Below are 24,595 nucleotides of genomic sequence, written 5' to 3' on the forward strand. Positions count from 1 at the left end.
CCTGGTGATCAAGCTGACCGCAATCCGTGTTGTCTGCCTCGCGCTGCTGTGCGCTGCTCCCATGGCGCATGCAACTGAAGCTGCTGGAACTGCAAACGGACTCGACCTTTCGGTGGAGCCGGCATTGCAGATGCAGCCCTCACTCTATATCTCTCATTCGCTGGTACTGCCATACGCTCGTCAGGATTTTTCCTATAACGGCAAGGCAGGCGCAACAGGGGAGAGCCGTTGGTTTACACTCGCACGCAGATTTGGGGGCCGGAGCTATTTCCCGTCGGCATCCCAGGCTGCGGTCTCTGCGGCCCATCCGGCATTTGCCCAGTTAGGTGAGTTGCCGACGTATGCAGGTGGTATGTTGCGGCGCTTTCCGCAGGCTCCGGAAAACTCTTCCATGCGGGTCCGTGACTTTAGTCTGGGGCTCAGTTCCCGAACCCTGATCTCCATGGGGATGGGTGTTCTGGACCGCGCTAACGGAGTGGTTGCTGCTTTGGGGCTGAGTACCCGATTCGGCCGTCTCTCTGTAGAGCGCGGAGAGAGCAGCGCTCCCGGTCAAGTCATGTCGGTGCGGCCGGTTACGGTCTTCCGTCTCGAACTTCCCTGGCATTAGGACGCGCCTAAGTCTCGAACCTCTCTGGCCGCACCAAATCTGATAGTTTTCATTGCTCTTTCGTTTGCGTAGAGCATTTCCCTGTAGGCGTACAGTAGGGATTCCGCATCTATGACCGTTTTCCGCAATGAAAACGCTGCCGCATTTCTCTTTCGGGATACCCAGCAACAGGGAAATGCTCTAGGATGCATAACGTTAGATAACGATGAAGAGCAGCCTGATCCGGGACGAGCAGTTAAGGCTTCGCGCGCTCGAACAATACGAGATTCTCGATACTCCGGCAGATTCGGCGCTGGACGATATCTCGCGCCTGGCAGCGCAGATCTGCAATACTCCGGCCGCTGCGATCGGCCTTCTGGACACGAATCGGATCTGGTTCAAGTCTCACCCCGACTGGGAGACGCCGGAACTTGCCCGTAACGCCTTTCCCGGCGATGAGACGCTGCAGGATGCGAACGTCTATGAGATCCCCGATCTGTCGCGGAACAAGCGCTTTGGAGCGAACGGTATTGCCTTCGGAGAGGCGACCTATCGCTTTTATGCGGGCGCCCCTCTAACGACTCCTGATGGAGCGCGTATCGGTCTGCTGTGTGTGCTGGACACAGTGCCGCGAGCCCTGAACGATCAGCAGGTTGAGGCGTTGGAGGTTCTCGCTCGCCAGATCGTCACCCGTCTGGAACTCAGCACCCGGATGCGATCGATGGATCGTGCGTCCCGCACGCGGCAGCGTGTGGAGACAGCTCTTACCGTGGAGCGCAACTTCGTCTCTGCAGTGCTGGATACCGTGGGAGCCCTGGTTGCGGTGTTGGATACAGCTGGCCGCGTCGTCCGCTTCAATCGTGCCTGCGAGATCATCTCCGGATACCAGGTTTCGGATCTGATCGGCCAGCATCTCTGGGAGAAGCTGATTCCTGAAGAGGACATCGAGGACGCGATTGCGACCTTCGAAAGCATCGCCCGCGGCAACTTTCCCACGACCTTCGAGAACTTCTGGCAGACGCGCGATGGAAGCATGCGCCATATCGCCTGGAGCGCGACAGCTCTGCTGGATGAACAGAACGAAGTGGCCTTTATCATCGCCACCGGTATCGACGTTACCTTGCAGCGTGAAGCCGAGGCGACTCTGCGTGAGAGCGAAGCAAGGTATCGGCAGTTGATTGAGGGCTCGCTCGGTATGGTGTTTACCCATGCCGAGGATGGAACGCTGATCAGCCTGAATCGTTACGGCGCGGAGAGCCTCGGATACAGCATCGATGAGATGGTGGGCAAGCCGTTGGCGGACTTTGTTCCGGCCGACGAAGTGGATGCAGTGGAGGCGTACCTGCAGGCGGTCTGCACCAGCGGAGAAGCCCAGGGAGAGCTGCGCTTGTGTCACCGTAATGAGGAAGTGCGAGTCCTCACCTACAGGAACCGGCTGATTGAGACTGAAGGCCGGCCGTACTACGTTCTCGGCTTCGGTGTGGATATTACCGAGAAGGTACGAGCGGAAGAGCGTCTGCGTGCACTGCGCCGTCAGAGCGATTCGATCCTGGCCAGCGTTGGTGACGGCATTCTGGGTATCGATCTGGCAGGCACAATCACTGTGGTCAACCCCGCCGGAGCGCAGATTCTCGGCTACAAGCCGCAGGATCTGCTCGGACGAAACCTGCATGAAACCATCCACCATACCCGTGTGGATGGATCTCCCGAGCCGGCGGAGGGATCGAAGATCCAGGAAGCGGTCCATCTCTCAGAGCCGGTTCGTGTCAGCGACGAGATCTTCTGGCAGAAGGACGGCACACACGTTCCAGTGGATTACGTCGCAACGCCGTTGCTGGATGAAGGCGAGGCCGTCGGTGTCGTGGTAGCGTTCACTGATACCACCGCGCGGCGCGAACTCGACCAGATGAAGGACGAGTTTGTCTCGACCGTCTCGCACGAATTGCGTACGCCGCTTACGTCACTGCGCGCGGCACTGGGGATGGTCGCCAGCGGCGTGCTAACGTCTCGACCGGAAAAAGCGCAGCAGATGCTGGATATCGCCGTCGGCAACACGGACCGGCTGATCAATCTCGTCAACGACATTCTGGAGTTGGAACGTATTGGTAGCGGCAAGGCAGAACTGCATCAGTCCAACGTGTCCGTCGGCGACTTGTGTCATCGTGCCGCGGAGCTGCAGCAGACATCGGCAGCAAAGGCAGGGATTGGATTCCGCTTTCAAGCAGAGAATGTTTTTGCCTGGGCTGATCCGGATCGCATACTGCAGTTGCTGACGAACCTGATCTCCAATGCCATCAAGTTTTCGCCTGCGGAAAGTGAAATATTTCTTGCTGCCACGTATGAAGCGGATGGTGAGGTTTGCGTCGCTGTTCACGATCAGGGTCGTGGTATTCCCGCGGATAAGCTGGATCTGATCTTCGAGCGCTTTCAGCAGGTGGATGCTTCGGATTCTCGGGCTAAGGGAGGAACCGGCCTGGGGTTGGCCATCTGCAAATCCATCGTGCAACAGCATGGCGGTGAGATCTGGGTGGAGAGCGAGCTGGGACGGGGATCGACGTTCTATTTCACGTTGCCCAGCCGGCCCAGCAGCAATCTGCGATGACGCATATCTCTGAGATTCGCATCAAAATGATGTCATCCTGAACCAAGTGAAAGCCCAGCATTTTCAATGCTTCGGACAGCAACACCCTTCACCGTTTATGGCGCGAACTTTAGGAAACGCGCTCTAGCGCTTACTTTGCGTTGCCCGGCTTGGGCAACGCGCAGCACTCGCCGGCGATAGGCGCATCGTTGGCACTTGCATCCATCGCGACCTTCCATTCGCCGTTGATCTTTTTCCAGATGGTGATGTAGCGGCCTTCCACAACGATGGGCTGGCCGTTCTTATCTTTGGAGTGCCCTTCGTAATGTCCCCAGGTAAAACCCATGTCGCCGCTTGGGCCCATCTGCGCGCCCTGGGGCTGCCAGGTTAGCTGATAGTCCTTAGGGTCCCACGTTGCCTGCTCGCCAATCGCAAGCTTGCCGAAGGTAGCGGCACGTCCGTTGTTCAATATCACGGCATCATCGGCGAACCAGCTCGCGAAGGCTTTGCCGCCGCCCTTCTCGACGGCTTGATTGAAGCGGCCTTCCAGCTCCATCAGGAAGACCACTCCCGGTGACAGGGTCGGCGTTGTCAAGGGGCTTTGCGCCTGCTGGTTCGGCTGATTGTTCTGCCCGAAGCCCAGTTGCGCGGTGGCAGCGTGGGTAGCCACGGCGGTCACGGCCACCCAAAGCAGAAGGAATGATCGACGCATCTCCAGAAACCTCTCTTCGAGACAGATGATATGCTCCGCACGATGGCTCTTCCAAAAATGCAACAAGCACTGGCCGTGGGCGGTGTGACTCTTTTTGCTGCCGCGGCGGCGGCCAGTCTTGCAACCGTCTCTCCTTCTCTTTTAACGCTGGAAGAGGCGTGTCGTCTGCTCGGGCTCGGCCTTTTCGCCATCTTCGCCTGGAAAAGCCGTTCACTGACTCCATGGATCTTTTTTGCGATGCTCGCCGGCGGCGAGCTGGGCCATGATGCTCCGGTTTTTTCGGCGAACCTGAAATTTCTCTCGGATATTTTTTTACGTCTCATTAAGACGATCGTCGCCCCCTTGATTCTTGCCTCCCTCATCAACGGCATCGCCGGTCATGGCGAGTTGAAGCAGGTGGGCCGCATGGGTGTGAAGGCGCTGATCTACTTCGAGGTGGTAACGACCTTTGCACTCGCCATCGGTATGGCTGCGATCAATATCAGCAAGGCGGGCGTGGGATTGACGCTGCCTGCTGCCAGCGGAACGTTGCCGCCGGCGGCTCCGATGCACTGGCAGGACTTCCTGGTCCACGTCGTTCCGGAGAACATCGCCAAATCGATTGCCGAGGGGCAGATCCTGCAGGTTGCAGTCTTTGCCACGATCTTCGGAATTGCGCTGGCACTGCTGCCTGAGGAAAAACGTACGCCGTTGGTCCGCCTCATGGAGTCGTTTGCTGAAGTGATGTTCCGCTTCACCGGTATCGTGATGTATCTGGCCCCGGTGGCGGTGGGCGCCGCGATGGCGTACACCATTGGGCACATGGGAGCGAGCGTTCTTCTGCCGCTCGGCAAGCTGCTGCTCACTCTGTACATCTCGCTGATAGCGTTTATTCTGCTCATCCTGGTGCCGATTGCCTTGTGGGCAAAGATTCCGTTGCGCCGGTTTGTGGAGTTTGTCGCAGAACCTGCGACCATCGCTTTTGCGACCGCAACCTCGGAGGCGGCCCTGCCGACGGCCATGGAAAACATGGAGCAGTTCGGCATTCCTCGGCGCGTGGTTGCCTTTGTGATTCCAGCGGGATACAGCTTCAACCTTGATGGTTCTGCTCTCTACCTGGCGATGGCTTCGTTGTTTGTGGCGCAGTCGGCGAATATCCACATGGGCTGGGGCGAACAGGCGATGATGCTGGCCATGCTGGTTCTCACCAGCAAAGGTATAGCCGGTGTGCCGCGTGCCGTCCTGGTGGTGCTGATGGCAACTGCCACCACGTTCAATCTGCCTCTGGAGCCGATGCTGGTGCTGCTTGGGGTAGATGCGGTGATGGATATGGGACGCACCTCCCTGAACGTTATCGGGAACTGCCTGGCGTGTGCCGTAATTGCCCGCTGGGAGGGGGAACTACCGGCGTATACTGAAGAGTAACCCCGGCGGCCAATTGCCGTCGAACCATAATAATGAGCCTGCTTCAACAGATACATTCGCCTGCGGACGTAAAAAAACTTTCTATCCCCGAACTCTCTCTTCTGGCAGAGGAGATCCGCGAACGGCTTATCGTTGGTGTCTCAAGGACTGGCGGCCATATCGGGCCGAACCTTGGTGTGGTGGAACTCACCATCGCCATGCATTATGTCTTCGATACACCGCACGACAGCTTTGTCTTCGACGTATCGCACCAGGCCTATGTCCATAAGTTGTTGACCGGCCGCGCCGATCGGTTCGAGACCATCCGCCAGCCGGATGGTCTGAACGGGTTCATGCTGCGCACCGAGAGTGAGCATGACAGCTTCGGCGCAGGGCATGCAGGCACGGCGCTCTCGGCTGCGCTGGGCATGGCTGTAGCGCGCGATATGAATGGTGGCGACGAGCACATCATCGCTCTGGCCGGGGATGCCGCTTTCACGAATGGCATCACCATGGAGGCGCTGAACAATATCGCCTCATCCACAAAGCGGCTGATTGTGGTGCTGAACGATAACGCCTGGTCGATCGATCGCAACGTCGGCGCGATTGCTTCCTATTTCCACAAGATCGTCACCAACCCGACCTTCGTTACCTGGCATGATCGCGCCGTCGACCTGATTGAGCGCATCGGTGGTAAAGCGGCAAAGCATGTAGCACAGAAGGCTGAGGGCGCAGCGAAGGGGCTTATCGGTCCCGGCATGCTCTTTGAAGAGTTTGGCCTGAACTACTTTGGACCGATCGATGGCCACGACCTTCCCCTGTTGATTGAGACCTTCAAATTCCTCAAGCAGCAGAACAAGCCGGTACTGCTGCATGCGATTACCCAGAAGGGCCGCGGCTTCCAGCCCGCGCTCGAGAAGCAGAAGAAGTTCCACGGCCTGGGGCCGTACGATCCTGAGACCGGCGAGACTAAGCCGACGGGACAGAAGACATATTCAGAGATCTTTGCCGAGTCGCTGACAAAGCTTGCCGACAGCAACGACAGGGTCGTTGCCATTACCGCGGCGATGCCTAATGGAACGGCGCTCGATCTCTTCCGGCCGCATCATCCGAAGCGCTACTTTGATGTCGGTATTGCGGAAGAGCACGCGGTGATCTTCGCTGCCGGTATGGCTACCAAGGGTTATAAGCCCTTCTGTGCTATCTACTCCACCTTCCTGCAGCGCGCCTTCGATCCCATTGTGCACGATGTCTGCCTGCAGAATCTGCCGGTGGTCTTCTGCATGGATCGTGGCGGACTTTCGGGTGATGACGGCCCGACACATCATGGTCTGTTCGACATCAGCTATCTGCGCGGTGTTCCAAACATTGTGCATATGGTGCCGAAGGATGAGGATGAGCTGGCGGACATGATGTACACCGCGATGCTCTATGATGCGCCGTCGGCGATTCGCTATCCGCGTGGTATTGGACCGGGCGTTGCAGTGAAGGAGAAGCCGGTTGCGTTGGAGATCGGCAAGGCTGAGGTGATTCGCGATGGTCACGACGTGGCGATCTTCGGCCTGGGCGCATTGTTGCCGCTGGCCGTGACGATGAGTGACCGTCTTGCCGCCGAAGGACTCTCCGCTGCGGTGATCAATCCGCGTTTTGCCAAGCCAGTCGATCGCGAATGCATCGCCGCCTATGCGCGCCAGTGCGGTCTGATCGTCACCTTCGAAGATCACGTGCTTGCCGGAGGCTTTGGGTCAGCGGTACTGGAGGCTCTGAATTCGCTGGAGCTGCAGGTGCCGGTCATTCGTATCGGCTGGCCCGACGAGTTCATCGAGCATGGCAAGGTCGATGCGTTGCGTGAGAAGTACGGCATCACCGTGGAGGCCGCGATGAAGCAGGCGCGTCCTTTCCTCGATGCAATCGCGCAGAGCCGTTTGGTGGCCCACTAGGTTTTAGCGAGGCACAATCTTTTTCTTTGTCATTTCGTAGCGACGGGAGGGAGCGGAGAAATCTGCTTCTCTACCCATGTCTCCGTATCTTGCGCTACAAGCAGATTTCTCCACTCCCCTTCATCCCGACCAGCTTCGCTGGTCGGGGAATCCCGGTCGCGAAATGACAAACAAAATTCTGCCCGACAGTTCCCAGACGTAATCACATGTTGCTTCCTGATAGTCGAACACGATACAAAGAGACGGCTCTTGGGGAGAACAGTTTTGCAGCCTGCCGGATATATCGGAGCCCTGGATCAGGGCACCACCAGCACACGATTTATGGTCTTTGACCGCCGGGGACGCATCGTCTCCGTGGCACAGAAGGAACACGAGCAGATCTATCCGCGGCCAGGATGGGTCGAGCATGATCCGCTCGAGATCTGGCGCCGCACGCTTGAAGTCGTCGATGAGGCGGTAGATGCCCGCGGTCTTCGGCCGAAGGACTTCTCCTGCATCGGCATCACCAATCAGCGTGAGACGACTGTTGTCTGGAACCGCAATACCGGCCTTCCGGTCTACAACGCCATCGTCTGGCAAGACACCCGTGTTGCCGACATGGTCACGCGTCTTTCGGCGGAGGGCGGCAAGGACCGCTTCCGCGAGCAGACCGGTCTACCGTTGACCACGTACTTCTCCGGCCTCAAGCTGAAGTGGATTCTCGATAACGTGAAGGGCGCCCGCGAGGAGGCCGAAGCAGGCAACCTGCTTTTCGGCACTATCGACAGCTACATGCTCTGGAACCTGACGGGCGGTGTCCACGGTGGCGTTCACGCGACCGATGTCACCAACGCCAGCCGCACGCAGTTGATGAACCTTGCCACGCTGAATTGGGATGAGGGCATTCTCGCCGCTCTCGATATCCCAAAGCAGATGCTTCCGCAGATCAAGTCATCGAGCGAGCACTTCGGCAACCTGCATCGCACCAGTCTGGAGGGCGTAGGAATCTGCGGCATCCTCGGTGATCAGCACGCGGCCCTGGTGGGTCAGACCTGCTTCTCTCCGGGTGAGGTGAAGAATACCTACGGCACAGGTTGTTTCCTGCTGATGAATACCGGCGAGGAACGCAAGCCCTCAACGCATGGCCTGCTGACGACAATGGCGTATAAGTTCGGCGACAAACCGCCGGTCTATGCACTGGAAGGATCGATCGCGATTGCAGGAGCGCTGGTGCAGTGGCTTCGCGATAATCTCGGCATCATCTCCAGCAGCGACCAGATTGAGCCGCTGGCGCAGACAGTGAATGATAACGGCGGCGTCTACTTTGTGCCGGCGTTCAGCGGTCTGTATGCGCCGTACTGGAAAGACGATGCTCGCGGTGTGATCGCCGGTCTGACACGCTTCGCCAATAAGGGACACCTCGCCCGTGCTGTGCTGGAAGCTACCGCTTTCCAAACGCGAGAGGTAGTGGAGGCGATGGAGCAGGACTCTGGGATTCAGCTCACGCAGCTTCGTACTGACGGCGGGATGGTGGCCAACGAACTGCTGATGCAGTTCCAGGCCGATATCCTCGATAAGGCCGTGATCCGTCCCGCAATGCGCGAGACGACGGCGTTGGGCGCAGCCTATGCAGGCGGGCTCGCCTCCGGATACTTCAGTGGCACAGACGAGTTGCTCCAGAACTGGGAAGCAGACCGGACCTGGAAACCGCAGATGGATGCCGCCGAGCGCGAGGATCTCTTTAAGACCTGGAAGAAGGCTGTGACACGGACCTTCGCATGGGTGGAGGGTTGATGCTTTCTCCGTTTTTCGGTGAGTTTATTGGTACGGCAGTTCTGATCCTGATGGGCGAAGGTGTCGTCGCCGGTGTAGTGCTGAAGGGCACGAAGAGCGAGAACGCCGGATGGATCTCCATTACTGCGGCATGGGGTTTCGCCGTCTTCTGCGGCGTGATTACGGCGATTGCGTGCGGCTCTCCGGGAGCGCATCTGAACCCTGCGGTGACTGTTGCTGTTGCCGTGCATACTGGCCAGTGGAGCACCGTGCCGGCGTTTGTGTTGGCACAGATACTTGGCGCCATGACAGGCGCGGCGTTGAATTGGTTTTTCTGGCTGCCGCACTGGGCGATGACGGAAGACCAGGGACTGAAGCGGGCGGTCTTCTGCACCTCTCCTTCGGTACGTAAGCCGTGGCTGAACATGATGCAGGAGATGATCGCGACCAGCGTGCTGCTGCTGGTGATTGAGTGCATCGGATCGAAGCTTCTTGCAGTCTCCGGTCCCGCTCCGGGCCTGGCGCCATACCTGGTAGCGATTCTGGTTTGGGCTATTGGACTTTCGCTCGGTGGAGTGACAGGGTATGCCATCAACCCCGCTCGCGACTTCGGTCCACGGCTAATGCATCAGCTTTTACCGGTCGCGGGCAAGGGAAGCTCCGACTGGTCTTATGCGTGGGTGCCGATCGCTGGACCGATTCTCGGCGCGATTGTCATGGGGCTGGCCTTCCGCTGCCTGGGGATCTAGTTGCTGGTTTTGAACTGCCCAAGCTCTGGGTGCCCCATCCATCGCATATCGGGGGCCCGACGAACTTGTTCGTTGGGGTGATAACGCGATGGGTGGATATTCGCAAATCAATTTGCTGAGAGAACTTTTTGCGTTACTGCTCAATCCACAAAAGCAGTTCCGGAGGACGAGAAGTATGCGCGGAAAGCTGATCCTATTTGTGCTTATATTCTGCATCGGTTCAACGCTAGCCACGGCACAAAATGTCACCACAACAGGGGGAACCACCAAGTGGCTGTCTTAGTTCTCCTGATCTTTATTTTCGCCCATCTCGTAGCGGCGACGATATTCCTGTGTGCTGGGCTATGGATGCGGCGCCAGTACTTCCTGGGTGGTGCTGGGCACCATATTCGGCACGGGAAACCTTATTCGCTGCTATGCCTCATTTTGGCAATAGGACTCGATGTATTTTGCGCATTCTCCAAGCTTTCTGCGGGCGTACTTCTGAAAAGCTTGCTTTTGTCTAGTGCTGCATTAAGCGTATGTGCAGTGGTACTTGAATCGCTTTCTTATACACGAGGAAGATGGGCAGTCGTACTGTCTGCCATTGTTATTCTTGTGAGTCGTCTGCCATTTTTGTTGCCATGAGTATTGCCTATCGTCGATCGAGCACACGCTGTGCTAGCCCTCTTAGCTTCCGCCTCCAGCCGCCTTTAGGCGGATAGCTTCCAGGCTCCGTGGTTGATGCAGTAGCCCAAAATCCCAGTTTTACAGTAGATTTGCTCGCAATCCCCTCTAAATAGCGGCCGTCATCCCGCAGGGATCTGCTTTTCAGATTTTTGCTCGGGCCAAAAGCGTGGGTAGAAAAGCAGATTTCTCCGCTGCGCTACGAAATGACAAATAGACGGCGCTTTGCACGTTCGATGACAACAAAAGCAGGTTTGACCTAGCCTGGCAGATAAAATCGTGCCGCCAACTCCCTGAACGCGGCAACCTGCTCAAACCGCCACTCGGTCCCGTGTCCAAGCTCACGCGCGAGTAGCTCCGCGACCTTCGGCGCTGACCGCACTGCAGCCTTCGCATCCAGAAGCAGCGCACGCATTCGTCGAGAGAGAACGTCTTCGACCGTCCTTGCCATCTCTTCGCGAGCGGCGTAGACAACCTCAGCTTCAATGAAGGGAAGTGCTTCATCCAGCTTTGCACCTAAGGATGCATCCGTGGTGATAAGCGCTTCCACGGCGGCACGGTCAGTCCCATAGCGCGACAGCGCATTGTGGGGATCGCCGGCTTTCAAGGGAGCGCCGCGCAAAGGCAGCTTTTCTGTTCTGCACGCTGCGGCAGGCAACATCTCATGTTTGATGGCAAAGTCCACCAGATCCTGCGCCATGCGGCGATAGGTGGTCCACTTGCCGCCGGCAATGGTCAACAAGCCTGACGAGGAACGTTCGATATGGTGCTCGCGTGAGAGCTTTGCGGTCGATGCCCCGGGTCCGGTAATGAGCGGACGCAGACCGGAGAAGACCGAAAGGATATCGGCACGGGTGATGGTGTGCTGCAAGTAAGGATTGATGTGGTGCAGGATGTAGTCGATCTCGTCATCCTGATGGCCGGGTTCGACCTCGGGTTTCGGAGCAGCGAGATCCGTGGTCCCGATCACGACCTTGCCCAACCACGGAATGGCGAAGATGACACGGCCATCCTCCGTCTTCGGCACCATGATGGCGTAGTCGCGTCCGAGAACTGTCGGTGGCACGACAATGTGTGTGCCGCGCGAGACGTTCAGCAGCGAAGCGTCAGATGGGTTGTCGAGATGGCGCACCTCATCGGTGAAGATGCCGGTGGCATTGACAACAACCTTTGCGTTTACCTGGAAGGAGTTGCCGGTCTCTTCATCTCTCAGCACTGCCCCGTTGATCTTGCCGGAGGCCTTTTCGAAGGAGACGCAGCGGACGTAGTTCAACACGGTTGCGCCATGGTCGACCGCCGTGCGGGCCAGGGCCAGGCAAAAACGCGCGTCATCGAACTGGCCGTCGTAGTAGACGATGGATCCCTTCAGATTCTTCCGTGCAATGTTGGGTAGCAACGTCAGGGTCTTGTCATGACCGAAGATGGAGGTCGGCCCCATAGTCGCCTTGCCGCTGAGGACGTCGTAGAGCTTTAACCCGGCGCCGTAATATGGCAGATCGAACCACCGATACGCGGGTGTGACGAAGGGAAGAGGCTGCACCAGGTGCGGGGCATTGCGCAACATGGCTGCTCGTTCGTGCAGGGCTTCATAGACCAGAGAGATCTGACCTGAGGCAAGATAGCGAACGCCGCCGTGGACGAGCTTGGTCGCCCGTGAGCTGGTTGCCTGCGCAAAATCGCCGGCATCGACCAGAGCGGTGCGATAACCGCGGGTAACCGCATCGACGGCGATACCGAGGCCGGTGGCTCCGCCTCCAAGGATGAGTACATCAAATGTGTCGGACTGGATCTGTTGCAGAGCCTGTGTGCGTTGGTTCATGCCGGTAAAGCATTTCTCCTGTAGGTGTAGTGCGGGGCTTGTGCATCGAGAGCATTTCTCCTAAAGCTGTAGATTTGGAAAAATCTGCGAATGCCGTTTTCTTCGCGGAAAACGGCGCAAACAGCCAAAACTCCGTTCTACACCATTAGGAGAAATGCTCCATGGGCGTTTTCCTCAATGAAAACGCCGCTGCACGCTTCTCCCGGGATACCCAGCAACAGGAGAAATGCTCTAGAGGAAATGCTACGACATGAGAATGAAACAGAAAACCCACGTCTTTCTCCGGCGTGGGTTTTCTTTGTTCCTACTGCGCCGGTAGACCCAGTGCGATCCAATGTTTGAGGGCGTCCATGGACTGAGGACGTCCGAGAAAATCTTTGATCAGATCGTTAGCCGATTTATTGCCACCTGGTTCAAGGACAGTCTTGCGGTACCTCATCGCCGCAGGCCCGCCCAGCAGGTTCTTGGGATCGAAGGCTGAGAAGAGATCGACAGCGATCACCTTATCGAGCACATAGGTGTAGTAGTTCGACGAGTAGCCGGTCAGGTGCGTGAAGCTGGCATACATGTGGCTGTCATCAAGGAAGACATATGGCATGTGGTCGACAAAGGTCTTCTTGTTTATGGCATCGAGATCGATCTGCTCCGGAGCACGGTCGTGAACGGAGAGGGAGAGCTCAGAGTAGCGAAGCTGTCCCTGCACCCACGATCCGCGGGCAAAGCGCCCGGCACGCACCATTTTGTCGATCGTCGTCGAAGGAAGTACTTCGCCGGTCTTGTAGTGTTTTGCGAAGGACTGCAGAATTCCAGTGTCCTCGAAGAACTCTTCCAACATCTGCGAAGGAGCTTCGACGAAGTCACGCTCGGTGCTGACGCCGGCCGTCCCCGCCCACTGACCGTGGCCGCCAAGCACCTCGTGCATCATGTGCCCGAACTCGTGGAAGAAGGTCACCACATCGGAGTACTGCAGCAGACCGGGATCACCGTTCTCCGGGCCAGGGAAGTTGCACAGCAGGGCTGCTTCGGGAATCTGCGAACCGGAGCCCGGAATTACGCCGGACTCTGAGAACCACTTGTCCTTGCCCTCACGCGGATGCATATCCAGATAGATACGGCCGGCCAGCTTGCCCTGGTCGTAGATGTCATATACCGTGACGGTCGGGTTCCAGATAGGAGCTTTGCTGGGGCGGAACTCGATATGGAACAGCTTGCCTGCGGTGGCCAACACGCCTTTCTCCACCTCGGGATAAGGGAAGTAGGGACGTACCGACTGCGAGTCGAAGTCATACTTCGCGCGGCGGTACTGTTCGCTCCAGTAGCTGGAGTCGCTGGCGGCGAGCGGCAGGGCAGAAGGGTCCTTCTCCTTGACGAAGGCCTCCAGCAGCGCGAACTCCTTGGCCGCGGAGGGACGGGAGGCCTCGTCGACCTCCTTCAGGAAAGCGCGCAGCTTGTCGGCGGAGCCGATCATCATGTCGGCGGTGGCGAGATCCGCCCAGGTCTTATAGCCGAGCGTGGTTGCCATCTCCTGCCGGGTCTTCAGCAGATCGAGCAGGACGGCCTTGTTCCCCGGGAAAGCGCGGTTATTGTAGGCAAGGTACATATCCCGCCGCAGGCGCGGGCTCTTCGCATAGGTGACGACCGGCAACATATCAGGCTGGTCAGTGGTAAGTGTGATGGTCCCATCGGCAGCGGGTTTGTGCTTCTCGATGTAATCCGCGGGGAGTCCATCGAGATCGGCGGGATCCTTCACGACGACCTTGCGGACATCGTCCTGCACCGTGCGGGAGAAGTGCAGCGACTGCTCGGTGATCTGGTCTGAGAGTTTGCGGACTTTCTCGCGGATCTCGGCGTCCTTATCCACACCGGCAAGGCGGTATTCCAGCAGCGTGCGGTCCAGGTAGTATCTGGTCGCGGCGTCCGCCTTTGTCTTATCCACGGCTACCAGGGCGTGGTAGACATCCTGGTTGAGCTGCAGGGCGGTGCCTTCAGCGGAGATGTTCTGCAACAGCGCCTGCGCTTTGTCGCGCACGTCTTTGTTGTCGTGCAGGCCGAACATCAGGTAGTCCTGGTTGCCGGCGATGTTCAGGTGAAACTGGGCGCGGTCGAAGGGTTTGAGCGTGTTCTCGATCGTACGGGCTCCCTTGACCGCAAGGATCTCTGCGACGGCCTTCTTCTCTTCCGCGATGTGATAGTTCACCCAGTTCTCGAGATCGGCAGGCGAGGTCATGCCGACCCAGGCGTGAAGGGGATCGGAGGGCGGCTTCGGCGCGGCTGTTTGGGCAACAGTGGGGACAGCAAAACTCATAAGCAGGGCAGTGCTCCGTATCAGGTTCACAAGGAATGTCCTCGTTCTTTCACTAGGGTGCCTATTTTCTCACGTACGTAAAAGCGGGGGACACGGTTCCGGGACGCGCGAGTTTGTACCGTGGTACATTTGTACCATGAGTGATCAAGCCCAGCCGATCGAAGTTGAACGTGTACAGACCGGAGTCAGGATCGAAAAGAGACTGCTCAAAGTTCTCAAAGGCCTGGCAGAGCTTAAGGACATGAGTCTCGGCGACCTTCTGGAAGGAATTGTCCTGCATTCCTTCGCGGGCAAAGCGCCGTTCTCCCAGGCAACGCTCGGCCAGATCGAACAGCTTCGTGAGCTGTACGGCTTAACGCTGCGAGCCAGGGACAGCCACCAGCTCAAGGAGCGGCGATGACCTTCAGAAATCTGCGAGTTGCAGGGATGTGTTTCGCGTTAGCGAGGGGAACGATGATGCACCATGCAATGGCTCAAACATCGACGGCGGCGGTTCAGGAAGGGAATGCCCACGTGGTGAATACCTTCCGCTTCGAGATCGCCGCTCCCATGGCGCAGGTCGCTCCTCTATTCGCGCCGGAGGCCGAGCGCAGATGGGCGGGCGAGCACTGGAATCCGGTCTTTGCCTATCCTCAGCCGGGAAGCGATGTGCAGGGCGCGGTATGGACGATCAGGCATGGAGACGTGGACAGTGTATGGGTCAACACGCTCTTCGACGTAGCTGGCGGGCGAATGCAATATGTTGCCGTTGTAGGTACCCAGTTCACGATGACTGTGGATGTGCGTGTCACTGCCTTGCAGGATCGGCGGACGGCGGTGGAAGTGACCTATGCCCGCACGGCTCTCGATCGCGGTGTGAACCAGCGTGTCATCGAGCTAGGACGGCATGACCGCGAGAGCGGACCGGAGTGGCAGCACGGTATCGAGACGGCGCTCGGTTTGCAGCAGAAATAACGGAACTGCGGCCGAACTCGGCTCAGGCGTACGAGAAGACGATATGGATCAGGACCAGGACGATCGCGCCGATGAAGGCTGCCAGAAAAGTTTTGATCCGGAAGCCGGGAACAAATTTGGCAGCGACATAGAGCACGACCGCGTCGATCAACAGCATCATCAGGCGCGGCAGCAGCCAGACAAGCGGGAAGGTAAAGATGCTGAGCAGCCATCCGAGAGTGACGTTCAGCAGGCCTACTACCAGGGCGCCGATAACAGCAGGTCCGATGCCATCCACTTCGAAGTCGGGGACCACGTAGGCGGTGATGACCAGCGCCAGGGCATTCAGCAGCCACTCGATGAGCAGTCGTATCATGGTTGCCAGCATACCCCGGAAATGGATGCCTCGTAGGAACGAATCTTCTCCTGGTGCGTATCACTGTCATGCCTCTGCGCTCCCTGTTGCTCGTTCTCCTTATGACCGCGCCGGTTATGGCGCAGGAGTCTGCCACACCTGCGTCCGCCAGTGAAGCTCCGCTGCCGGAGTTCGCGACTCTCTTTGCCGGGGTGCGGACACACCAGGATGAGTTGGAATCTCTGCGCCGCAAATACATCTGCACCATGCAGCAGACAGCGGATGAGCTGGATAAGGACGGAGGCAGCAAAAAGCAGACGACCGAGGAGTATGAGGTCTTCTTTCTGAACGGAACCGAGGTACGCCGCCATCTCCGTCACAACGGCAAGGAACTTTCCCCGTCCGACGCAAAGAAGGAGCAGGAGCACGTCGATAAAGAGGTGGCCGATCTGAAAGCCGGCAAAAAGCCGAAGCACGGCGGGGATGTGAACCTTTCCGTCTCGCGTCTGTTGAAGCTTGCCACGTTCTCCAACGGCCGACGGATCCGCGTGAACGGGCGCGACCAGATCTTCTATGACTTCACCGGCAATCCCAAGGCAGATACCAACGGACTCTCCGATGAGATCATGCGCCGGCTCGACGGTACGGTAGCGATCGACGAGCAGGACCAAGTGGTCTCGCGGCTGGAGGCCCACCTCGCTTCCGACTTCAAAATCGGCGGAGGCATGCTGGCGAACGTCCATAAGGGGTCTCGCTTTACCTGGACGCAGGCTCCGGTGCGCGGAGAGATATGGCTGCCGGAGACGCTGGACGTCAACGTCGATGGCCGGGTGTTGCTCTTCAAGGGATTCCAGGGAGCTGGTAAGCAGCGCTTCTACGATTACCGCAAGCTGGATGCAACAGTAAGGATTCTTCCGGACGTGACCAAGGTTTCCGAGGAGGAGGCGAAGCCGGAGTAGTCACCGAGATACCTGCGAACTTTCGCGAAACCGTCGCATCGCCGTCATCAGGCCGTAAACCGGTTGCTCCATTCTTGGTGCATGATCTTCCCAACTCAGTGCTCCGCCGTTAGGAGAAGCTCTGGTTTCGAACGATCCACAGCCAAGACGCTTCTTCAAATTGCTGTTTTCCTTTCGGTTCGTCCGAGCTGTGTCTTTGCACAGCAGGTTGACCTGACCACCCTTGTTCCTGAAGTCATTGCCCATCAGCACGCCGCTGAAACCTTCCGGAAGCAGATCTTTTACCAGGGGCATGAGTCGCGCCTGGAGTTCGACCACTCCGGAAAACTTAAAAAGCAGGAAGAGCGAGACATTGAAGCGGTAACGGAAGACGGTTTCCAGGTCATCCGTACGCTGCGTCATAACGGCCACGCGCTGACCGACGAGGAGCAGCGCAAAGACGACGAAAATATCCGTAAGCAGATCAACAAAGCACGGGAGCGTAAGGCGCATCCGCCGAACTCTGAGATTGCGGTCTCGCGCCTGCTGGAACTCGGCAGGCTCTCCAATCCACGCCATGGTGTTGTCGATGGACGCCCAGTCCTGTTGCTCGACTACCAGGGCGATCCCAGCATTCCTACCCGTAACCGTTTCGAAGAGGTAACCCGCTGCCTGACCGCGACGATCGTCGTGGACGAGGCGGATCGTTCGGTCATGCGGGTCGACGCCAGCTTTATCCGGGATTTTAAGATCGCCGGGGGGCTGCTGGTCGATATCCGCAAAGGGACGCGGTTCACCGTCGAACAGGAACGGATCCAACCCTCGCTGTGGCTTCCGGCACACATGGATGCTACGGGAAGTCTGCGGGCGCTGCTGTTCTTGAACTTCAACGGAAGCGCAACCGCGAACTACAAAGGGTATCGCGGTCTGAAAGACGAGGACGATCTCAGTGCGCACATCGCCGGCGCGCGTGATTAAAGCAAAACGGCAGCCATAGGCTGCCGTTTTGCTTTACATCCTGTCCTCGAAAGGTGTTGCAAGCGTGCTTACAGGGGCTGCACGTCGCTTGCCTGCCAGCCCTTTGGTCCCTTGACGACATTGAACTGAACCGCCTGGCCTTCCTGCAGGCTCTTGAAGCCGGTCGTATTGATGGCGGAGTAGTGTACGAACACATCCTCACCATTCTCGCGGCTGATGAAGCCAAACCCCTTGGCGTCGTTAAACCACTTCACTGTTCCCTGTTCCATGTTGCAAATTCCTTGTGCGGATAGAGTTTTGACGCTGAATCCAAATGGGGTTCGGCAGAGGTGTACCTTTGCTTCAGACCAATCTGTTTCAAACGATTGCCTGTAGCGTACCACAAGAATCAATGTCAAGCGCAACACCTTTGCTAACAGAAAATTCGTCTCCACCGTCCCTCGTTTCCTTATAAAAATCATGGACCTAGCGTCGGTGGGCCTTTAACAGATGGCGTGGCCGGCCCGCGCCGTTAACCTTTTCTTTAACCTCTGGAAGCCCACCGCTTTGTGCCCCACGTTACTCCGCGTGAGGTCGTACAAAGGGCGAAATGGCATCCAGCCGCCTCTGTTCCGTGGGCTCGCGGAGAAAGATCCAGATGATCCGGATGGTTACTTTCGTAGCATCGCAGCCACGGTAAGGGTCGTTGTCGTCGCCACGGAAAAGATCAGTGGTGCCAGAAAGAAGTAGCGCCAGGTCATTGCGGTAATGACGGCAAGCGCGATCGCCAGGCTCCAGCGGATCAGCTTCATCCGGGAGAGTGTCTCCTGGGGCAGATCCGCCATCTCCCATGCCACCACGGCAGCGAAGAGCATCATCACGGTGACGAACAAGCCAAAGCCGACGTAGAAGTCCCAATAGCTCCGCAGAAAGCCGTCTGCCGGGAAGTGGACGGTCTGCATACCGGCCACTACCGGCTTCACTGTGTCCGGCCACGCATCGGTTCTGCGGAAGCCCAGCGTGTGGCCTATGGCGAACAGGACGAGCAACAGGGAAGAGCCGCGATACCACCAGGCTACCTTCATTACGCCTCCCCCCGGCTGTCGATAGTCTCGCCCTTCTCCACGAAGGCCTGCACCCAGCCGAGCACGCGCATCCATCCCTGGGCATGCGATTCACGTACTGCAGAGGCATCACCGAAGGCAGAGTGACGGATTTTTACCAGGGTTCCACCATCCTGTGACAGGAGGTCGAAGCGTACGAGTGTCGGCCGTTCACCGTCCCAACTCGGTTTCCAGGTGTGAACCAGGAGGTGGGGAGAGGCGACTTCCAGGTATTCTCCGCCGACGTGAAACGACGTGCCGTCGGCTCCAGCTCCTTCGCTACGCCATTGGCCACCCGGACGAATCTCTCCGCTCCAGGATGTGACGCGGTATTGAGCCGGAGTTCCCCACCACAGCGGCACTTTGGCCGGGTCGGTCAGAGCCTGAAAGATTCTGTCGGCCGTGGCTGCAATAAAGATCTCTAGTTCGATGGAATCGCTAACTGTTGTTTCTGTCATCTGCTCACTCTCCCTTCTTCTTTCTGGTTCTTGGGTTTGTACTGCGATGTCCCTTTTCGCTGGTATTCGGTGCTGCAAATTCCATCTCGACCATCGCCTTCAGGTTGTCCAGGCTTTGCGTCCAGAAGGCGCGATATTTCTCCAGCCAGCTTTCGACGGCGCGTAGAGGTTCAGGGTTGAGTTCATAGATCCGATTACGGCCTTCCCGTGTCTCCCGCACCAGGTGAGCATGCCGAAGCAGGCGAAGATGTTTGGAGATGGCCGGCCGCGAGACAGGGAAGGCTTCGGCGATGGCTCCGGCAGGCTTCCGTCCCTCTCGTAACAGGTCGAGCATGGCCCGCCGCGTTGGATCAGCAATGGCCTGAAATGAGGCTGCAGGCGAATATGTAACCGATCGGTTTCTCATTAACGCGTAACTTTACGGTTACGCATTACCAGTGTCAACCGAAAAATGCGTGGGAAGTCTCCCGACACTGCCCTAACCTCGCTTTGAACGCGTTCAGTAATTTGTTTGCGCAGGCAGGCCTGCTGCCAATGAATTTGTGAACATGTTCAAAAAAATCTTCGAGAGCAGGTTGCTGGTATCCCGGAAAGGTCTGCAGCGGCGTTTTCATTGCCGGAAACTCCCATAAGTGCGGAAGCCTACATCACACCTACAGGAAAAATGCTCTAGCTGCGCCTGATACCGGCGGCGGAGATCATGCGTCCGGTCACACCCTTTTCGGCACGGTGCGAGAAGAAACGGTCGGTCTGGTGGGCAGTGCACTCGCCGAGGACGGTGACATTCTCAGCGTTGAAGCCGGAGTCGAGGAGCTGGCGTTGGTTTGCCTGCCACAGGTCAACATTGCGGCCACAGAAGAGCTGCTCTGCATATGGCCAGCGATCGCGGAAGGTATCGCGGACCTCGTCGCCGACCTCGAAGCAGCATGGGCCGATTCCCGGTCCGATCGCGGCCAGCATCTCCGCCGGTTGCGAGCCGAACTCAGTATGCATGCGCTGGACACCTGCTTCGACGATACCGGCAACGGTGCCTCGCCATCCCGCGTGAAAGACACCCGCTGCCCGGTGGACCGGATCCACCAGGATGACGGGGATACAGTCTGCGGTCTGTACACCGATGAGCACGCCAGGCTCGTTGGTGATCAAGCCATCACCCTCAAGAACGGCTCGGCCTTCCGGTGTTTCCAAAGGCGTCATGCCGGCGTCCACCCGGTTGATGGCAACGCCGTGTGTCTGGCGCGTCAGGACGGGGAGAACCCCAGGCTCCTGCGTAACAGTAAAGGCAAAGCTGCGCCGGTTTTCGACAACGGAGGCATCGGTGTCTTCGTTCGTCCAGCCGAGATTCAGATCGCCAGAACGTCCGTAAACGTTGGAGACACCCCCGAGCCGGGTGCTGAATCCATGCCATAACCAATCGAAGTCCCATGCCTGCAGAATGCTCATGGACTTGATCTTAATGTGGAAGACCCTCCTTCCGGAGGGTCTTGAGAGGCAGTGAGGAGGGGGTATAGGAAGTGAGTAGAAGATGTGTGTCCGCAAGGGACAAAAACTAGGATTCACTGCATCAGGTGGGACTACTTGAATTTGCCTCTGAACTTAACCTTGCAGTCAGCAATAAGCATGCCACTGTTTTCCACAGGATAAGTGCTGTTATTTCAATCCTAGCTTAAGGCGGCCATTACTGGGTGGCAATTATTTGCCACATTTAGGCTATGAGATGCCGCTTTGTTGTTTCGTCTCGATCGATCTGCTCAATCTTGCTTCGCAACGAGCGGTAGCTGATTCCCAGTCGTTGTGCGGCCAGCTTTCGGTTCCAGCGCACAGCTTCGAGGGTCTCCAGAATCAGGCGTCGCTCTGCCTGCCAGGCTGCTCGCTTTCCGACCTCAAGCAAGTTTGTACCGACCGGGTGACGGACGGCGGCCGGTTCAGATGAGGGCAAAAGTGCGGCGGCCAGTGGAGGTGGAGCAGTAAGCGGGACTGAAGCCGTGTGTTGGTTGCGGGAGGTGAGTTCGCGCAGAATCTGGGTCTCGCCACCGACGATCACAAACCGTTTGCACAGGTTTTCGAGCTCACGAATATTGCCGGGCCATGAGTAAGTCAGCAGGGCGGCCATTGCCTCCTGCGAGAAGGACGCCTGCTCACGCCCATAAATGGCGGCGTACTTGTTGAGAAAGTGGCGGATGAGCGGCCCGATCTCATCGCGGCGTTCGCGCAGCGGCGGAATATGTACAGTGACAACGTTGATGCGATAGAAGAGGTCTTCGCGGAAGAGTCCTTCCGTGACCCGCTGTTCCAGCAGCTTGTTGGTTGCGCACAGGACGCGGACATCCACGGCGACGTCCTGTTTGGCTCCGAGGCGTGAGAAGGCCCCGTCCTGCAGGACGTGCAGCAGTTTAGCCTGCAGAGCCGGCTGCATCTCGCCGATCTCGTCCAGGAACAGGGTGCCGGTGTGCGCCATCTCGAAGCGTCCGGGCTTGCTACGCGTGGCTCCGGTGAACGCCCCTGCCTCATAGCCGAATAGCTCGCTTTCTAGCAGGTCGTCAGGAATCGCGGCGCAGTTGACCTTGACGAAGGGCTTGCCCGAGCGGCGCGACTGTTCGTAGATCATGCGCGCGACGACATCTTTTCCCACGCCGCTTTCGCCGCGAATGAGCACGGTGGCGCTGGTCGTGGCTACCTTCGAGATGGTGTCGCGAATCTCGGACATGCGAGGGTGATTGCCGAAGAGCACCGGCAGGCCCTGAGGTTCCGGGGTCCTTGGTTGGGCGGTCAGAAGACCGCGGAGGCTCTGGCGTATTTCGTCCGGGCCGGCGGGAAGCGTAATGAGCTCCTTTGCTCCTGCCTTGGATGCTGCAAAGGCGAGGTCGGCGCGCGCGGAACGCAGCAGGACGATGATGGGTGTTCCGGTCACCTCGTCGCAGATGCCGCGAAGCACCGAGAGGTCGTCTTCCACCTCGACCAGAAGAGCATCCGCCGGTACGCCGCGCCAGTGGTCGGAATCGATGAGCGTAAGCGCGAATTCGGGAGCCAGCAGGGCATGCTGTATAGCGGCTGACGCGGCCTGAGACGCCAGGATGGCCGCTACGCGGATTGGCAATGTCTGGCTCATGACGAACGGAGTGCTGGAGCATTTTCCCTGTAGGTCCGGAGTAGGGCTTCCGCATCCATGGGCGTTTTCCGCAATGAAAACGCCGCTGCACGCCTCTTCCGGAATACCCAGCAACAGGGAAATGCTCTATGCGCATTTTATGCGGAAATACAGAGCGGTTGGGAGTTTGTGGCAGGGGGCGAATAAGAGTCTATGCATCAGTGGCTTGCATCCAAAGCCCAGCGACGATACTATACGCGCGATTAGAAAAATGACTTCTTCCTCACCGAACCTCGCCCTTCAGTCGCTGCGTTCGCGTCTTGGCCATGTCTGCGTTGCCCTGCAGGGTTCAAGCCCGTCCGAGCTTTTCCAGAAGGCTGAAGCTGCGGCTCCGGAGCATCCGTTTCTGGAGTTCCGGCTGGATTCACTGCCGAATCCCGCTGCCGCATTGCCGCGCCTGAAAGCATTTCTGGAAGCAAATCCGCTGGTCACCGCAATTACCACCTGTCGGCGGAAGCCGAATGGCGGCGGATTTCCGGGAAGCCTCTCGGATGAGGCGGAGATCCTGGCGAAGGCAGCGGCCGGCGGAAGCCAGTTGATCGATCTCGAGATCGAGTCGGCCGAAGCGATGAAGCACGCCGACCTGGACAAGCTGCGGGCGGCCGGTGCTGCGATCATCATCAGCTATCACGACTTTGAAACGACCCGCGACCTCGATTCCGTCTATGAACGGATCCAGAAGTTCCAGCCGGACTTCATCAAGGTCGTTCCGACGGCGCGTTCGCTCGCGGATAACCTGACGCTGTTCTCGTTTCTGGAGAAGTATGGCGAGGCAGGCAATATCATCGGCATCTCGATGGGAGAGTACGGTGTCATTTCGCGTGTGCTGGGTGTGCGTGCCGGCTCAGCGTTTACCTTTGCCGCTTCGAGCGTGGAAGATGCCACCGCTCCCGGTCAGATTCCTGCACGTGCCCTGGTAGAGAACTACAGGATTGACCAGATTGCGGCGGGAACCAAGATCTACGGTGTGGCTGGAAATCCGGTGCGGTCGTCGCTCTCGCCCCTGATGCTGAATACCGCCTTCCGCCGTGAAACGGTGAACGCTGTCTATCTGGCGCTGCAGACCTCCAAGCTAACCGATCTGTTGAGGGTCGTGCAGGCGATACCGATACACGGGCTCTCGGTGACGATGCCATTGAAGCAGGAGATTCTGGAACACCTGGAGCGGACCGATCCACTCTCAGCCAAGATTGGCGCGGTGAACACCATCGTGCGTGCCCAGGATGGGAAGCTGTATGGCTTCAATACAGATGTAGGCGGCATCGTCGGACCCATCGAGCGCCGACGGCCCATCCGCGGGCTTAAGGTGCTGGTGTTGGGCGCCGGTGGAGCATCACGCGCCGCTGTCTTCGGTCTTAAGGAGAAGGGTGCGGATGTGACCATCTATAACCGCACGGTGGAGACCGCGCAAAAACTGGCCAAGCAGGCCGGGGCGAAGACTATCAAGCGTGAGCTGATCGGTAAGACGCACTTCGACCTCATCATCAATTCGACTCCCGCCGGGATGAAGGGCAACAAGCTGACCCATATCCTCGAGCCCGGTGAGCTGCACGCGGATCTGGTCTTTGATTTGGTCTACAACCCGGTCGAGACACCTTTCCTGCGCATGGCGCGGGAGAAGGGCATTCCGGTCATCACTGGCGTGGAGATGTTTGTCCATCAGGGGGCACGGCAGTTCGAGATCTGGACGGGTAAGCCCGCTCCGGAGGATGAGATGCTGCGTGTGGTGGTACATGCACTGAAGCAGCTGCAAGCAGAGGCTCTGGCTTCCGCTCCGGTCAAGGAAGAGCCAAAGCATGTAGAGGTGCCGAAGCCTGCAGCCGTGAAGGTAGAACACAAGCCGGAACCAGCAAAGGCTCCGCCTGCTAAAGCTCCTATGGCGGCCCCGCTCACAAAGAAGCCGGTGGCAACGGCTGCGCCGGTCAAAGAAAAGGCTCCTGAGAAGAAGGCTCCAGCGCCGGTGAAGAAAAGTGCGGTGAAGGTAGCGCCAACGAAGCCCGCCGCAAAAGCGCCTGCGAAGGCTATTGTGAAATCGCCTGTGAAGAAAGCGGCGGCTAAGCCGGTACCCGCAAAAACAGCAGCGAAGAGCGCTAAGAAGGCTGTCGCCAAAGCTCCGATAAAGGCTGCGAAAAAGAAGTAGCTGCGGGCATATCAACAGATCCGATGATTGAATACATCGGGTGCCCCATCCCACCCATCGCGATGGGTGG

General features: G+C 58.1%; 21 protein-coding genes. 11 read left to right on the forward strand and 10 right to left on the reverse strand.

Features of this window, described 5'->3' with window-relative positions:
* Window positions 1–4 precede the first annotated feature (4 nt).
* Both FTW19_RS08540 and FTW19_RS08545 read left to right on the forward strand, forming a co-directional pair.
* Complete coding sequence (locus tag FTW19_RS08540; protein ID WP_147647223.1) at window positions 5–607, forward strand: hypothetical protein; 603 nt, start codon at window positions 5–7, stop codon at window positions 605–607.
* A 205-nt stretch (window positions 608–812) separates the two neighbouring features.
* Window positions 813–3,188, forward strand: a complete 2,376-nt coding sequence (locus FTW19_RS08545) for a PAS domain S-box protein (protein ID WP_147647224.1) — start codon at window positions 813–815, stop codon at window positions 3,186–3,188.
* Between the two features lie 130 nt (window positions 3,189–3,318).
* On the opposite strand, the gene FTW19_RS08550 is transcribed toward FTW19_RS08545, so the two are convergent.
* Window positions 3,319–3,879, reverse strand: a complete 561-nt coding sequence (locus FTW19_RS08550; RefSeq protein ID WP_147647225.1) for a YybH family protein — start codon at window positions 3,877–3,879, stop codon at window positions 3,319–3,321.
* 57 nt (window positions 3,880–3,936) lie between these two features.
* Here FTW19_RS08550 and FTW19_RS08555 point away from each other — a divergent pair, with 57 nt between their 5' ends.
* From FTW19_RS08555 to FTW19_RS08570, 4 genes are all read left to right on the forward strand, one after another.
* Window positions 3,937–5,283 (forward strand): dicarboxylate/amino acid:cation symporter, encoded by a 1,347-nt coding sequence (locus FTW19_RS08555; RefSeq protein WP_246153647.1) that lies wholly within the window; start codon window positions 3,937–3,939, stop codon window positions 5,281–5,283.
* A 32-nt stretch (window positions 5,284–5,315) separates the two neighbouring features.
* Window positions 5,316–7,202: a 1-deoxy-D-xylulose-5-phosphate synthase gene (gene dxs / locus FTW19_RS08560; protein WP_147647227.1), complete on the forward strand. Its 1,887-nt coding sequence runs from the start codon at window positions 5,316–5,318 to the stop codon at window positions 7,200–7,202.
* Window positions 7,203–7,466: 264 nt separating this feature from the next.
* A complete protein-coding gene (gene glpK, locus FTW19_RS08565; protein ID WP_246153648.1) occupies window positions 7,467–8,975 on the forward strand; it encodes a glycerol kinase GlpK in 1,509 nt (502 codons plus the stop codon).
* The gene (locus FTW19_RS08570) at window positions 8,975–9,703 is read left to right on the forward strand and encodes an MIP/aquaporin family protein (RefSeq protein ID WP_147647228.1); all 729 of its coding nucleotides are present in this window, start codon (window positions 8,975–8,977) and stop codon (window positions 9,701–9,703) included. Before glpK ends, FTW19_RS08570 begins: the two co-directional genes overlap by 1 nt.
* Window positions 9,704–10,628: 925 nt before the next feature.
* Here the strand turns inward: FTW19_RS08570 and FTW19_RS08575 are convergent.
* Together FTW19_RS08575 and FTW19_RS08580 are read right to left on the reverse strand one after the other, a co-directional pair.
* Window positions 10,629–12,188, reverse strand: coding sequence for a glycerol-3-phosphate dehydrogenase/oxidase (locus tag FTW19_RS08575; protein ID WP_147647229.1), 1,560 nt, complete (start codon window positions 12,186–12,188; stop codon window positions 10,629–10,631).
* A 304-nt stretch (window positions 12,189–12,492) separates the two neighbouring features.
* The gene (locus FTW19_RS08580; RefSeq protein ID WP_147647230.1) at window positions 12,493–14,493 is read right to left on the reverse strand and encodes a M3 family metallopeptidase; all 2,001 of its coding nucleotides are present in this window, start codon (window positions 14,491–14,493) and stop codon (window positions 12,493–12,495) included.
* A 136-nt stretch (window positions 14,494–14,629) separates the two neighbouring features.
* Between FTW19_RS08580 and FTW19_RS08585 the strand changes: the two genes are divergently transcribed.
* Complete coding sequence (locus tag FTW19_RS08585; protein ID WP_147647231.1) at window positions 14,630–14,893, forward strand: hypothetical protein; 264 nt, start codon at window positions 14,630–14,632, stop codon at window positions 14,891–14,893.
* A 53-nt stretch (window positions 14,894–14,946) separates the two neighbouring features.
* Window positions 14,947–15,447 carry a hypothetical protein gene (locus FTW19_RS08590; protein WP_147647232.1) on the forward strand — a complete coding sequence of 167 codons (501 nt, stop codon included), beginning with the start codon at window positions 14,947–14,949 and terminating at the stop codon, window positions 15,445–15,447.
* Window positions 15,448–15,469: 22 nt separating this feature from the next.
* Here FTW19_RS08590 and FTW19_RS08595 read toward each other — a convergent pair whose 3' ends face one another.
* A complete protein-coding gene (locus FTW19_RS08595; RefSeq protein ID WP_147647233.1) occupies window positions 15,470–15,802 on the reverse strand; it encodes a phage holin family protein in 333 nt (110 codons plus the stop codon).
* A 53-nt stretch (window positions 15,803–15,855) separates the two neighbouring features.
* On the opposite strand from FTW19_RS08595, the gene FTW19_RS08600 reads away from it, so the two are divergent.
* Window positions 15,856–16,740 carry a hypothetical protein gene (locus FTW19_RS08600; RefSeq protein WP_147647234.1) on the forward strand — a complete coding sequence of 295 codons (885 nt, stop codon included), beginning with the start codon at window positions 15,856–15,858 and terminating at the stop codon, window positions 16,738–16,740.
* An 81-nt stretch (window positions 16,741–16,821) separates the two neighbouring features.
* On the forward strand, window positions 16,822–17,697 hold the full coding sequence (locus FTW19_RS08605; protein ID WP_147647235.1) for a hypothetical protein: 876 nt from the start codon (window positions 16,822–16,824) through the stop codon (window positions 17,695–17,697).
* A gap of 68 nt (window positions 17,698–17,765) precedes the next feature.
* On the opposite strand, the gene FTW19_RS08610 is transcribed toward FTW19_RS08605, so the two are convergent.
* The 6 genes from FTW19_RS08610 to FTW19_RS08635 all read right to left on the reverse strand — a co-directional run bounded on the left by FTW19_RS08610 (window position 17,766) and on the right by FTW19_RS08635 (window position 22,346).
* Window positions 17,766–17,966, reverse strand: coding sequence for a cold-shock protein (locus tag FTW19_RS08610; protein ID WP_147647236.1), 201 nt, complete (start codon window positions 17,964–17,966; stop codon window positions 17,766–17,768).
* A gap of 381 nt (window positions 17,967–18,347) precedes the next feature.
* Entirely contained in the window at window positions 18,348–18,761 is a 414-nt protein-coding gene (locus FTW19_RS08615; protein WP_147647237.1) for an LIC_13387 family protein, read from the reverse strand.
* Window positions 18,761–19,237, reverse strand: a complete 477-nt coding sequence (locus FTW19_RS08620) for an SRPBCC family protein (protein ID WP_147647238.1) — start codon at window positions 19,235–19,237, stop codon at window positions 18,761–18,763. The genes FTW19_RS08615 and FTW19_RS08620 overlap by 1 nt, the downstream gene beginning before the upstream one ends.
* 4 nt (window positions 19,238–19,241) lie before the next feature.
* Complete coding sequence (locus FTW19_RS08625) at window positions 19,242–19,643, reverse strand: ArsR/SmtB family transcription factor (RefSeq protein ID WP_147647239.1); 402 nt, start codon at window positions 19,641–19,643, stop codon at window positions 19,242–19,244.
* A 263-nt stretch (window positions 19,644–19,906) separates the two neighbouring features.
* Window positions 19,907–20,680, reverse strand: coding sequence for a peptidoglycan editing factor PgeF (gene pgeF / locus FTW19_RS08630; RefSeq protein ID WP_147647240.1), 774 nt, complete (start codon window positions 20,678–20,680; stop codon window positions 19,907–19,909).
* Window positions 20,681–20,942: 262 nt separating this feature from the next.
* Window positions 20,943–22,346 (reverse strand): sigma-54 interaction domain-containing protein, encoded by a 1,404-nt coding sequence (locus FTW19_RS08635; protein ID WP_147647241.1) that lies wholly within the window; start codon window positions 22,344–22,346, stop codon window positions 20,943–20,945.
* A gap of 250 nt (window positions 22,347–22,596) precedes the next feature.
* On the opposite strand from FTW19_RS08635, the gene aroE reads away from it, so the two are divergent.
* Complete coding sequence (gene aroE, locus FTW19_RS08640; RefSeq protein WP_147647242.1) at window positions 22,597–24,525, forward strand: shikimate dehydrogenase; 1,929 nt, start codon at window positions 22,597–22,599, stop codon at window positions 24,523–24,525.
* The last annotated feature ends 70 nt before the right edge of the window (window positions 24,526–24,595 follow it).

It is taken from the genome of Terriglobus albidus, assembly GCF_008000815.1.
Lineage (GTDB): Bacteria > Acidobacteriota > Terriglobia > Terriglobales > Acidobacteriaceae > Terriglobus > Terriglobus albidus_A.